The 13,557-nt window shown below is 47.4% G+C and carries 10 protein-coding genes and 1 other RNA gene; 6 read left to right on the top strand and 5 right to left on the bottom strand.

What is annotated here, in order from left to right; genetic code table 11:
* The first annotated feature begins 251 nt into the window (after positions 1–251).
* The 6 genes from ppk1 (at position 252) to CLV42_RS32485 (ending at position 9,034) form a co-directional block, all read left to right on the top strand.
* Positions 252–2,357 (top strand): polyphosphate kinase 1, encoded by a 2,106-nt coding sequence (ppk1, locus tag CLV42_RS32510; RefSeq protein WP_106606122.1) that lies wholly within the window; start codon positions 252–254, stop codon positions 2,355–2,357.
* Between the two features lie 23 nt (positions 2,358–2,380).
* Entirely contained in the window at positions 2,381–3,262 is an 882-nt protein-coding gene (locus CLV42_RS32505; RefSeq protein WP_106606121.1) for a Ppx/GppA phosphatase family protein, read from the top strand.
* 60 nt (positions 3,263–3,322) lie between these two features.
* Entirely contained in the window at positions 3,323–4,138 is an 816-nt protein-coding gene (panB, locus tag CLV42_RS32500) for a 3-methyl-2-oxobutanoate hydroxymethyltransferase (RefSeq protein ID WP_106606120.1), read from the top strand.
* A 9-nt stretch (positions 4,139–4,147) separates the two neighbouring features.
* Complete coding sequence (locus tag CLV42_RS32495) at positions 4,148–5,035, top strand: DUF1338 domain-containing protein (protein WP_106606119.1); 888 nt, start codon at positions 4,148–4,150, stop codon at positions 5,033–5,035.
* A 131-nt stretch (positions 5,036–5,166) separates the two neighbouring features.
* Positions 5,167–6,696: an L-piperidine-6-carboxylate dehydrogenase gene (gene amaB / locus CLV42_RS32490; RefSeq protein WP_106606118.1), complete on the top strand. Its 1,530-nt coding sequence runs from the start codon at positions 5,167–5,169 to the stop codon at positions 6,694–6,696.
* Between the two features lie 637 nt (positions 6,697–7,333).
* Complete coding sequence (locus tag CLV42_RS32485; protein ID WP_211303572.1) at positions 7,334–9,034, top strand: S8 family peptidase; 1,701 nt, start codon at positions 7,334–7,336, stop codon at positions 9,032–9,034.
* Positions 9,035–9,275: 241 nt separating this feature from the next.
* On the opposite strand, the gene CLV42_RS32480 is transcribed toward CLV42_RS32485, so the two are convergent.
* From CLV42_RS32480 to CLV42_RS32460, 5 genes are all read right to left on the bottom strand, one after another.
* Positions 9,276–9,683, bottom strand: a complete 408-nt coding sequence (locus CLV42_RS32480) for a DUF4870 domain-containing protein (protein WP_106606117.1) — start codon at positions 9,681–9,683, stop codon at positions 9,276–9,278.
* Between the two features lie 67 nt (positions 9,684–9,750).
* An RNA gene (gene rnpB / locus CLV42_RS32475) (RNase P RNA component class A) lies at positions 9,751–10,143 on the bottom strand.
* Between the two features lie 34 nt (positions 10,144–10,177).
* The gene (locus CLV42_RS32470) at positions 10,178–11,206 is read right to left on the bottom strand and encodes a Smr/MutS family protein (protein WP_106606116.1); all 1,029 of its coding nucleotides are present in this window, start codon (positions 11,204–11,206) and stop codon (positions 10,178–10,180) included.
* Between the two features lie 94 nt (positions 11,207–11,300).
* A complete protein-coding gene (locus CLV42_RS32465) occupies positions 11,301–11,753 on the bottom strand; it encodes a DoxX family protein (protein WP_106606115.1) in 453 nt (150 codons plus the stop codon).
* A 109-nt stretch (positions 11,754–11,862) separates the two neighbouring features.
* Entirely contained in the window at positions 11,863–13,449 is a 1,587-nt protein-coding gene (locus CLV42_RS32460; RefSeq protein ID WP_245901796.1) for an amino acid permease, read from the bottom strand.
* Positions 13,450–13,557 lie beyond the last annotated feature (108 nt).

Genomic DNA, 13,557 nt, shown 5'->3' with positions numbered 1-13,557 from the left:
CCCCTATAAATGATATATACAAGTATATCTAAGAAATATACTATAGATTATTGTCTAAGCGCTATTCACTATCGCTTCATTATTCCTTATCTTTAAGGAATGCGTATCAGAAATTTAACATAAGATCTATTCCAAAAATCTGTATTGTTGTGATTAACACTATTAAACCAGTATAACCACAACCGTTAAATACCCTTCAGATGCGATTGTCAAGCAGTGAGCCATTAGATCTAAACATACAAGTTCCGGTGATGGAAAAGAAAAGCAATAGCAAAAAGATTGTGCCAGTGAAAAAAGTCAGGATGATCCCCCGGGATATCAGCTGGCTGGCATTTAACGCAAGAGTGTTACAGGAAGCAGCTGACAATACTGTACCCCTTCATGAACGTATCCGCTTCCTGGGTATTTTCTCTAACAACCTCGATGAGTTTTTCCGCGTACGTGTTGCCACCCTGAAGAGAATGCTACTGGTCGGCAAGTCCACCCGCATGCATATGGAAGAAAACCCCGACGAGATCCTGGACGAGATACAGAGCATGGTAATAGACCAGCAACGGGAGTTTGACCGTATCTGGGAAGGTATTGAAAACGAGCTCAAAGAACAGAAGATCTTTATCCGTACAGAAAGACACCTGAATAAGGACCAGCAGAAATTCGTACTCAACTATTTCAACGAGGAGGTACGTACCAATATCATCCCCCTGATGATTGAAAGTATCCAGCACTTTCCATTCCTCAGGGATAAATCCATCTATCTGGCGGTGGTACTGGCCAGGCAGGATAACTCTGTCAGACAGAAGTTTGCCCTGATAGAGATCCCTACCTCTATCCTGCCCCGCTTTATCATTCTGCCATCAAAGGAAGGTGAAGAAGACATCATCCTGCTGGAAGACGTGATCCGTTACTCTCTCCCGCATATCTTCTCATACTTTGGTTTTGACAAGTTTACCGCTCATATCATCAAGGTAACGAGAGACGCGGAACTGGATATCGATAACGATATCTCCACCAGTCTGATACACCAGATCGAAAAGGGCCTGAAAGACCGTCGTAAAGGAAAACCGGTACGGTTTGTATACGATAAAGACATTGATCCGCTGCTACTGGAATACCTGATGCGCCGCCTGGGGCTGTCCAGCAAGGACAACCTCATTCCGGGAGCCCGTATCCATAACTTCAAGGACTTTATGGATTTCCCTACCAGCGTATTCAAAGAAAGGACCCATTCGCAGCGAAAGAGCTTCATTCACCCGCTGTTTGCCAACGCTTCCAGCGTGATGCACGTGATACAGATGCAGGATGTGATGCTGCATTTCCCTTATCACTCTTTCGATACCATCATAGACCTGCTCAGGGAAGCCGCTATCGATCCTAATGTGACCAGCATCAAGATCACGGCTTACAGGCTGGCGCGCAATTCCAAGATCATGAATGCGCTGGTAAATGCCGTGCGCAATGGTAAACAGGTAACGGTAGCACTGGAGTTGAGGGCCCGTTTCAATGAGGCCGACAACCTGGAATGGAAGACCCGCCTGGAAGATGAAGGGGTAAAAGTGCTGATTGGTATTCCCGGCCTGAAAGTCCATGCCAAATTGTGTGTTATCAAGAAACGTATCGGTACCAAGACCATTCAATGTGGCTTTGTGAGCACCGGTAACCTGAATGAGAAAACCGCCAGGGTATATGGTGATCACTGCCTGCTGACCGCCAACAGGAACATCATGGCAGATATCAACCGTATTTTCGCCTACCTGGAGAACAGCAAACATGATATCAAAATGCTGGAGGCCTGTCATACACTGCCGGTAAGTCCTTACAGCATGCGTTCTTTCTTTATACGCCAGGTGGAAAAGGAGATCAAGAATGCCCGTCATAAGAAAGGCGGCGCCATGATCCTTAAAATGAACTCCCTCTCTGATCCTGAAATGATCAACCTTTTGTATGAAGGCGCCAAAGAAGGTGTGGACATTAAGATGATCATCCGTGGTATCTGCTGCGCCTATACGGAGAATAAGAAATGGAAAAAGGATATTACGGCAGTCAGCATCGTGGACGAATACCTGGAACATGCCCGTGTATTTTCCTTCGGTAAGGAAGGGCAGGAAAAGGTATTCATTGCCTCCTGCGACTGGATGCTGCGTAACCTTGACTATCGCGTGGAAGTGGCTATACCGATTACAGACCCGGGTATACAGCAGGAACTGAAAGACATCCTGGCCATACAGCTCAGTGGCAACGTCAAGGCACGTATCCTCGACAACGATCAGAACAATGAATATAAACGTGACAACGGCAAGAAGATCAGGTCACAGATAGAGATTTTCAAATATCTCCACGAGAAACAATATAATAGTTAAAAGGAAGATATACATTTGCGCCCATGAAGCTTGCTGCCATTGATATCGGGTCCAACGCTGCCAGGCTGCTCATCTCTGAAGCATCTCCCAACAGCCAGGGTCGGATGGATTTTACCAAAGTAAACCTGGTCCGGGTGCCTTTGCGCCTGGGTCTTGATGTATTCTCAGAAGGCGCTATTTCTGAAAAAAGGGCGGATCACCTGCTGAATACGATTAAAGCGTATAAACTTTTACTGGAAGTATATGAAGTAAAGTATCTGAAAGCCTGCGCTACCTCGGCCATGCGCGATGCTTCCAATACCGCAGAGATCCTGCAGAATGTCAGGCAGCATACAGGTATCGATATCAAAGTCATCTCCGGGCAGGAAGAAGCCTCTTTCCTATATGAAAGTCATATAGCAGAAAACCTCGACAAGACCCGCTCTTACATGTACATTGATGTAGGCGGTGGTAGTACAGAGGTCACCATCTTCAGTAATAACAGCCTGAAATATAAAGAGTCCTTCAATATCGGCACCATCCGCCTGATGCAGAACCAGGTAAGGGATGACCAGTGGCAGTATATGAAGGATACCATTAAAGCCCGTCTCCGGGGAGTGAACAATATCACTGCCATCGGTTCCGGCGGTAATATCAACAAGATCTTCTCCCTTTCCAAGCGTAAGGAAGGCAAACCGCTTACGCTGGAAGTACTCAAAGACTACTACAAGGAATTCAACAGCTTCACCGTCGAAGAGCGCATCCACCTCTATAATCTCCGGGAGGACCGCGCCGATGTGATCGTACCTGCCCTTCAGATCTATATCAACATCATGCGCTGGGCCGATGCCGAAGAGATATTTGTACCCAAGATAGGTCTCGCAGATGGCCTCATCCAGTCACTCTATGCTGAGATAAGCCGGTAATTTCCAAATATTGGTTACCTTACGCGCGCTTTTACTTATCAACAAATAATCTGTCTTAGGATGTCTACGCACAAAGAAGTTAAACGGATCACGACACATATTTTGCAGAAAATGAAGGACGACGGAGAGAGGATCTCCATGATCACAGCTTATGACTATTCCATGGCCCGCATTTTTGACGATGCAGGTATGGATATCCTGCTGGTGGGCGATTCTGCATCCAATGTGATGGCTGGCTTTGAAACAACACTTCCCATAACGCTCGACCAGATGATCTATCACGGTGCTTCCGTGGTAAGGGCTATTAAACGCGCCTTTGTAGTGGTCGATCTTCCTTTTGGTACTTACCAGGGCAACTCCAAGGAAGCACTGGCATCTACCATCCGTATTATGAAAGAAACCAGCGCCCATGGCGTGAAAATAGAAGGCGGTGAAGAGGTGATCGAATCTGTAAAACGGATCATCTCTGCCGGTGTGCCCGTAATGGGACACCTCGGCCTGACCCCGCAATCCATCAATAAGTTCGGTACCTATACAGTAAGGGCTACCGAAGAAGCGGAAGCCCAGAAACTGATCAATGACGCCCGCCTGCTGGAAGAAGCCGGTTGTTTTGCCATTGTACTGGAAAAGATCCCTGCCCTGCTGGCCAAAAAGGTGGCAGAAACCCTGCGCATCCCTACAATAGGCATCGGCGCCGGTAAGCATGTTGACGGACAGGTACTGGTGATGCATGACATGCTGGGCATTAATAAAGACTTTAAACCACGTTTCCTGCGCCGCTATCTCAATTTATATGACGAAATTTACAAGGCATCGCAGCAATATATCCACGATGTGAAAGCAAAAGACTTTCCGAACGATAACGAACAATATTAAAATTGTTTTATGTTAGATTATGTTCTTAGCGGTCTGATGCAACGCTACCAGGAGCGCGTTCCTGACGTTGCAGCTATCATTGCCGCCATGATCACTGAAAATCTGATCAGTGTTCCGGAAGACATTGAAAATGACCATATTGCCTTCCGTACGATAGGTGTACCCGAACTTGGGATACAGTCCCTGGAGAAGATCTTCCTCCACTATGGTTACACCCGGAGGGACGCATATCATTTTAAGGAAAAGAAGCTGGACGCTTTCTGGTATGCGCCACCACAGCCCGGCTATCCCCGTATTTTCATCAGCGAACTGAGGGTACAGGACCTGAGTACTGCGGCCCGGCAGATCATCACCAGTTATACCAATGAGGTGCTGGTAGATCCTGTTAGCAATCTCGACCTGAATGACGGGCCTGCAGTAGATGCCTTCCTGCATAGTGCATTGTGGCGTACGCCGACCCTGCAGGATTACCAGACGCTCGCAGCTGAAAGTGAGTATGCTGCCTGGGTGATCTACAACCGATATTACCTGAACCATTTTACCATCAGCCTGCAAAACCTGCCGGCTGGTTACAATACGGTAGCTGACTTCAACAACTTCCTCGAGAAACAGGGATTTGTATTGAATAATGCCGGCGGCAAGATCAAGACAAGCCCGGATGGACTGCTCTTACAGAGCAGTACGGTGGCGAAGATGATCCCGGCTACTTTTGCCGGTAATGAGGTGTTTAAGATAGCAGGTTCCTATGTGGAATTTGCAGAAAGGAAGGTATTACCGGAGTTTGCAGATCTTCCGGCCGATATGATCACCCGTGCACATCGCCGGGAGGGTTTTGAGGCGGGTAATGCAGACCGCATTTTCGAAAGCACTTACAGCTCACAGACAAATAAACAATAATCACGCTTGCCGGAGCAACAGGAAAATAGACCCTCCTGCGATTCCGGCAAGTTGTTTTAAGGGCACAACACGCCCGTTAACTCAAACATACATCAAAACAGCCGTGTCCCACACGGTACAAATAGCACAAAATGATCCAGGACATTCTGCAGCAACTGCATATCAGCAACGTAAACAGTGGCGTCAGCACAGGTAATATCTGGCTGGATGCAAAGGGAGAAACAATTCAGGCATCTTCACCGGTTGACGGGAAAGACATTGCCACCGTTAAAGGAGCCAGCCGTGCTGACTATGACGCGGTGATTAAAAAAGCACAGGAAGCATTTAAGGAATGGCGCTTATGGCCGGCCCCCCGCCGTGGCGAGGTGGTACGTCAGATGGGTGAAGCACTGCGGAAAAATAAGGAGGCGCTGGGTAAACTGGTGTCTTATGAAATGGGCAAAAGCCTGCAGGAAGGTTATGGAGAGGTACAGGAAATGATTGACATCTGCGACTTCGCGGTAGGTCTCTCGCGCCAGTTACATGGCCTGAGCATGCACTCTGAACGTCCGGGTCACAGGATGTATGAGCAATGGCATCCGCTGGGCGTTACAGGTATCATTTCAGCCTTTAATTTCCCCGTTGCCGTGTGGAGCTGGAATGCTATGCTTGCATGGGTTTGTGGCGACGTATGCGTCTGGAAACCATCAGAAAAGACACCTTTATCAGGTATTGCCTGTCAGCAGATCGTACAGGACGTACTGAAAGCGAATAAAGTGCCGGAAGGCGTGTGTTGCCTGGTAGCAGGTGGCCGCGAAGTAGGTGAATGGATGGCTGCCGATGCCCGCGTTCCATTGATCTCCGCAACCGGTTCTACGCGCATGGGGAAGGCTGTAGGCAGTGTGGTAGGTGCCCGTCTGGGACGCGCCCTGCTGGAACTGGGCGGTAACAATGCGATCATCATCACCGCCAATGCAGACCTCGATATGTCTCTCATAGGCTGTGTATTTGGCGCGGTAGGCACCGCCGGCCAGCGTTGTACCAGCACCAGAAGACTGATCATTCACGAAAGTGTATATGAGGCATTTACACAGAAACTGGTGAAAGCCTATCAGCAGCTGCGTATCGGTAATCCCCTGGATGAACATAACCACGTAGGGCCTTTGATCGATAAAGACGCGGTACGTCTGTACCAGGAATCCATCGAAAAAGTAAAAGCACAGGGTGGTACCTTCCTCGTGGAAGGAGGCGTGCTTAGCGGCGATGCATACGCTTCCGGCTGTTATGTGAAGCCTTGCATAGCGGCTGTAGAGAACAGTTATGCCATTGTGCAGCATGAGACCTTTGCTCCGATCCTGTATGTGATGAAATACAGCCATATCGATGATGCCATTGCGATGCAGAATGGTGTGCCACAGGGGTTGTCTTCCGCTATTATGACGCTGAACCTGCGGGAAGCAGAACTGTTCCTGTCACAGGCCGGCTCTGACTGCGGAATTGCCAATGTCAATATCGGCACCTCAGGAGCAGAGATCGGTGGTGCATTTGGTGGAGAAAAGGAAACCGGCGGTGGCAGAGAAAGTGGCTCAGATGCCTGGAAGAACTACATGCGCAGGCAGACAAATACGATCAATTACTCCACTCAGTTACCACTGGCCCAGGGTATTAAATTCGATCTGTAAAAATTTTTATTGGCTACACAATAACAGGAATAATAGTCCGTTTAATATGCGGATAACTTTTAAACTGATATTAATTGCAATGCATAGTTAGCTTGTAAGAGCAGTACCTTTCTTTCACATGGCATGTGAGCGAACAACATAGATATAGATCAAAAAAGAATAGCGAGGTTAGAGAACCTCGCTTTTTCGTTAAACGGAAACCATGCTTATGAGAAAAGTAATCATAACTTTTGGGAAAGTTATCAAGTACTCTTCCAGCTCTAAATATTACACTTTTTTCCGGAATTTCATATTCTACTTTTGTGGTATTTGCAAACTTTTTTTGACGAACGGTTATTTTCAAAGGCCGATATCAATGTAGTAGCGACTTCTGTGGCAACACCCTTCTTCTCCTCTAAAAGAAATTTCATTCACATTCATTTAATTGTTAAATTAACAGTACATGAGCGAATATTAAAGTTACAGGTACTCCTATCTCAGCGGCAGTTGTTACGTGAACGGCTATCCACACAATGAGCTATTGGCATATCGTATTAGCTCGCTCATCATTTAACGCAGGTGATTCCCCCGCATTTTGCGTACCTTTACCTTAATTTGGTTTTTGATTTTGTAAAGCTTTTGAGAAAAAAACAGACTGATGAAATCTAACAGAGCTATGGCAGTCATGGCTGGTGGTATTGTGTTGATGACTGCTTTGACCACTAACCCGTCTTATGCCCAATCTTCAGTAACCCCCAGGAACTGGCACCTATTGAACTATGCAAAGGATAGTGTGTTCGGGACAGGCGTTGAAAAAGCATATACGGAACTCCTCAAAGGAAGGAAAAGCAGCCCTATACTGGTAGCCGTAATAGATTCCGGTATTGACACGCTTCATGAAGATCTGAAATCCGTTCTTTGGGTAAACCCCAAAGAGATTCCCGGCAACGGTATTGACGACGATAAAAACGGTTATGTCGACGACGTCCACGGATGGAACTTCCTCGGTGGTAAAGATGGCCGTAGTGTAAAGGAAGACAGTGACGAAGCCACCCGCGAATATTACCGTATCAAGAGTCTTTACGGCAATCCTGACTCCGCACTCGATAAACAATCCAAAGAATATAGTTACTGGCAGAAATTGCAGGGTAAGGTAGCCAGACCTTCCGGTGAAAGCAAGGTGACCTACAAGACCATGCTGAAACTACAGGAAAGCCTGCGTAAATGTGAGACACTCATTACCGGCTATCTCCACCAGAATGACTTCAACGCCGCAAAACTGGACAGCATACAAACAGCCGACCAGGATGTAATGGTAGCGAAGAAATTCCTGCTGCGCATCTTCGAAAATACCGGCGAAGCAAACCTCACCTACTCCGAATTGAAATCAGAGTTCGAGGAATACCTGACCGACTTGAAGAAGAAAGCAGAGCAGGCTGACAATGATGCACCGGTTGACAAACGTACCGATATCATCGGGGATAATGTGAACGACATCAACGATAAATACTACGGTAACAATGACGTGATGGGACAATTCGGTTTCCACGGCACACACGTTTCCGGTATCATCGCCGCTGAAAGAAACAACGGCGTTGGTGTTGACGGTATCAACAACAATGTACGCATCATGATGGTGAAAGCCGTTCCTGATGGTGATGAACGTGATAAAGACGTGGCCCTGGCTATCCGTTATGCGGTAGACAATGGCGCCCGTGTAGTGAATATGAGCTTCGGCAAGGGCTTCTCCCCTCATAAAGAATGGGTAGACGCTGCCGTAAAATATGCAGAAGAAAAAGGCGTATTACTGGTACATGCCGCAGGTAATGATGGCAGTGATAACGACGAGGTAGACAACTTCCCTAATCCTGATTTTGCAGATCATTCCGAAAGGGCGAACAACTACATCACTGTAGGCGCCAGCGGTAGTGGCAAGAACGGGAAAGTAGCCAGCTTCTCCAACTATGGTAAAAAGAACGTAGACATCTTCGCTCCTGGTGTACAGATCTATTCTACCGTTCCGGGTGGTAATAAATACGGCAGTGCCAGCGGTACCAGTATGGCAGCTCCGGTAGTAGCAGGTGTCGCAGCACTGGTGCTCTCCTACCATCCTAATCTTACCGCACAGCAGTTGAAATATATCCTGATGAAATCAGCGACGCCTTTACCTGATGGTACGACGGAAGTGACTAAACCGGGTACGCCTGATGTGAAGATCCCGTTTGCAGAGCTCTCTATTTCAGGAGGATTGGTGAATGCATATGAGGCGCTGAAACTGGCGGATAGTATGGATGCGCATAAGGATGTGAAAGAGAAGAAAAAGAAGAAAGCAAAGCTGGAAGCTGTTAAGAAGGGTTAACATCTACCACGAACAAACATAACATAATTAACAAAACATAATAGGACTCCGCTAGGAGTCCTTTTGTTTGTAGCGCGGGGTGCAACCCCGGGAATTTGTTTGTAGCGCGGGGTGCAACCCCGGGAATTTGTTTGTAGCGCGGGGTGCAACCCCGGGGATTTGTTTGTAGCGCGGGGTGCAACCCCGGGGAACGTAAATGATCCGGGGCGACCCGGGAATGTAAATCATCGGTGACAACCCATCATTTCACCAGTCTCCAGCTCACCGGATACCTGTACAACTCCCCATTATGCGCCTTCGTGGCTGCGATAATAGAGAATATAATATTCACCAGGTAGATAATTCCCCGTGTACCATGGAAGACGGAAATATCTGTTATATCCCAGTAATGAAAGCCAGGTCTTCCCCAGGCCCAGTCCCAATGGTTGATCATACCGAACAGGTTGAGCACGACGTTCACAATACTCAATGTAATCTGGAAGTTGACAGCTTCTTTGCCGTTGTGATTCAGGAAGTCTGATTCATTGCGTTTCACCAGCCAGAGGACCAGTGCAACAATGATATTGCCTGCCGGTGGAATGAACATCATGCCGGCAAGACCACCCAGGTGCATGGCGAGCGCCCAGTTTCTTTCTTCTTGTTGTTGCATAGAGATTAAAATGGTTTTGGGTTATGTTTTGCAGGGTTTGTTTTTGGTTGATAAGCAAAAGTTAAAATAAAACTACAAACCTATAAGCCGGATTCTGTTCCCCCGTGAAGAGGATGCTATCATTTATCTTCGATGCCGTTCACACGACACCTGTATCTGCCTACCCTCGGTCATTGGACGAGCAGCCCTTAAGCGACCGTATACATGGCATTTCAGCACGCAAGGTTTACCCTCCAGGTCTGTTGCCATACCCAGACGTGGGCTCTTACCCCACATTTTCACCCTTACCCTGTACCGCTTACGCGGCATAAGGCGGTTATTTTCTGTGGCACTGTCTGTGCCATTCTTCGCTCTTTTAACGGAGAAAAGAACAGCCCCACCCGTTAGGTGGTGCGTTGCTCTATGCTGTCCGGACTTTCCTCATCTGCCTTTCGGCAGAAGCGATAGCACGGTTTGTAGTTTCTGCAAATGTAATAGAAAAGACGGCATATGGACTAGTGCCGGAAAAATATCTCCGTAGCGCCATAGCCATAGCGGGGATGATATTCATTGATGAACCGCTCCACTTCAGGCGTATCCCGCAGGATAGCATGGATCTCATCCTTCAGCTTGCCCTTCCCTACTCCGTGGATAACGATCATGCTGTGTTGATGATGCGCAATGGCCAGTTCCAGGTAGTGTACGAATTCATTCAGCTGTATGGCCAGTATCTCAATATTCTTGAGCCCGCGCCATTCTTTTACCAGCATTTCTATATGGAGGTCCAGCTCATATTTAGGCTGCACCGGCGCTTCCGGTACCGGAGGGGCCGCCGGTGTACTGCCGGCAGAGAGTGAGCCTATACTGCTGGCGTCGAAATAAGGTTTGTCGTTTTTGCTTTTTTCCGGGTATTTTTCGAACAGCACCTGGCTAAGCGTAGCATCCCTCCTGGCCTGCAGTTCAGAAAGCTGCAGGAACAGCTGTTTTACCTTCGGCTTCCATGTTTTCGGGAAGGAAGGCGCCAGTTTATCATTTTTCTCTTTCGGGAAGAAAACGAACTCCAGCCTGGGACTGTCGTTCAGTGATTCAAACTGCAGATCGGACAGATAGAAGTTACTGAAAGGCTGGATCTCGTTCCGGATCTCCAGTTCCATACTGTTCCGCAACCATACCTGGAAGTTAAAACGGTAGGCTTCGCTGGTCTCATTCAGCAGATGGAATTTGAGGGACTGGACATGCTCTTCATAAGCGTCCATTCTGAAAACAGGCAATATAGAAAGGAACATTCCCCGGCTCATCCGGATATTATCTTCGTATTTCTTCTTTTCCGGCTTGATATCATAGCCCTGGATCCGCTGTGGCGGCGGAGTCGGTTTAGGCGTTGTAAAGCGGTGAAAATACGGAAAATCTATCTGGTCAAGATACACCGGAAAGGTGACCTTGCCCACTTCTACCATGACCATGTCGGCATTGATAATGTCGACAACTGTCCCCTCTTCTTTGGAATGTAGCAGTAATATTTTATCGCCAATCTCAAACTTCATACTTGCAGGTCCGCGATGGAAAATACAGTTTTAACGTGAACTGCCAATACAAAGCAGTCCGCATCGCGGAGGGCAAAGGTAAGACAATTATTCCTCAAGCCGGATGGCGGCGCATATAATCATCAAAGGACATGGGGCCGCTGCCTTCCACCAGGAAGAAAACCAGAAGCAGCAGAACAAGGATAGAAAGGCCGGTCTCTGCATGTACATTAAATAACCCGGTAGTATGTAACCCCGTAGAAGTATGTACAATAAAGATGGCGCCTAAAAGGATTGGAATCTGGGCCAGAATAGCCACACGTGTAAGTAAACCGAAAACAATAAGGATACCTCCGAGCAAGTGAGCAAAGACGATATAGTGAGCAAGCCAGAAAGACATTACTGTGAGCCATGGACTTTGGTCGATCACAGATTTTAGTACATCAATATTTTGTATGAAAACCACTCCTTTGTAGAATAAGAATACACCTAACAGGACACGGAGACCATCAAGCCAACGAGGATGATGGCGTTCGCCCCAACGGTCAATTCGTTGTAGCAGATTCATAACACATGATTTTAATGATCAAAGAGCTTATCCGAATATACGAAATAAAGTTGACCGTAGCAACATTTAACTTGACGGAAGCAATAAACGACCTAAAACCATGATTATCTTACGCTTGTGCCAGCTTACTTCTTTTATAACCGTAACAGAAGTAAATAGTCAGACCAATCAGCAGCCAGATGAAAAATACCACCCAGTTTCGGAACCCGATCTCTGTCATCAGATAGAAACAGCTCAGCAAACCCAATACAGGTATCAGCGATAGCTTTTTAAGGAAGGAAAGTACAGTGAACGTCAGCGCCGCCACCACGAAAAAGAAGAAGGGAATATTATGTTTCCACTCGTCCCAGCCACCTGCAAAGGAAAAGCGGTGAGGCAACTCATTGCGGAACAGGTAAGCAAATAGGATGACAATGACTGGTACGATGAACTGCCCGTTGATGTAGGGCAATCTGAAACGTTTGGTGTGAGGATGTTTCTCCTGCGGTGGCAGTAACAATACCCCACCACATACCAGGATAAAGGCGAATAAGGTACCTATACTGGTCAGGTCTGTCACAATGGTCAGGTTCAGGAACAGGGCCGGAATACCTACCAGGAAACCCGTTATAATGGTAGCAAATGAAGGCGTTTTAAACCTCGGATGGATGATACTGAACTTCTTCGGCAGCAGACCATCCCGGCTCATACTCATCCAGATACGGGGCTGCCCGATCTGGAATACCAGCAGCACGCTGGTAGTGGCTATCACCGCACTTACAGATATCAGGAAACTCACCTTAGGCAGGTTTACCGCATTGAATACGAATGCCAGCGGGTCTTCTACCTTCAGTTGAGAGTAAGATACCATCCCTGTCAATACAAAAGCAATGAGCACATATAATACCGTACAGATGATCAGCGAATAGATCATACCCCTGGGAAGATCACGCTGCGGATTAGAACACTCTTCAGCCGTAGTACTGATCGCATCAAACCCGATATAGGCAAAGAATACGGCAGATACCCCCTTTAATACGCCGGAAAACCCATTAGGCATAAAAGGGCTCCAGTTATCTACGTTCACATAAAAGGCTCCCACCACGATCACAAAGATGATCACCAGTATCTTGAGGCCTACCATGAAATTGGCGCTCTTTTTACTTTCCCGGATGCCCACATAGGCCAGGTAAGTAACGAGGACCACAATAATAAATGCCGGCAGATTCAGAATGATCGGAATGCCGGCAATATGTGGCGCTGCCGCGTACAATGCAGGCGATGCGCTATCGTAGTTGCTGGTCAGCCAGTCAGGGAATGACAGGTTGAGCCCAACCGCTTTGCCAACACCAGCCAGCAGGTTATTAAAATACCCGCTCCAGGAAATGGCGACGGCTATATTCCCGATGGCATATTCCAGGATGAGCGCCCACCCGATCACCCAGGCGGCCAGCTCCCCGAAAGTCACGTAGGAATAAGTATACGCACTGCCGGATACCGGTACACGGGATGCAAACTCCGCATAACAGAGTGCAGAAAACCCGCAGGTAACGGCAGTAATAATAAAAAGTAAGGAAACCCCGGGACCTCCATGATAAGAGGCTTCCCCGATAGTAGAAAAGATACCCGCGCCGATCACAGCGGCGATACCCAAGGCAGTCAGGTCCCGCACCCGTAACACTTTATTTAACTCCCCTCCTCCGTGTGCATCCGTCAAACCATCTTGATTATCTTGCAGAATACTGACAATAGATTTCTTACGAAAAAGCGATTTGGACATGCAGGTATTTTGGTTACAGGTTTAGCTAATGCGCGAATATATATA

The sequence above is a fragment of the Chitinophaga ginsengisoli genome, from assembly GCF_003014595.1.
Taxonomy (GTDB): Bacteria; Bacteroidota; Bacteroidia; order Chitinophagales; family Chitinophagaceae; genus Chitinophaga; species Chitinophaga ginsengisoli.
The sequence above is the reverse complement of the archived record's forward strand: the minus strand, read 5'-3'. Positions and strand labels throughout refer to the sequence as shown.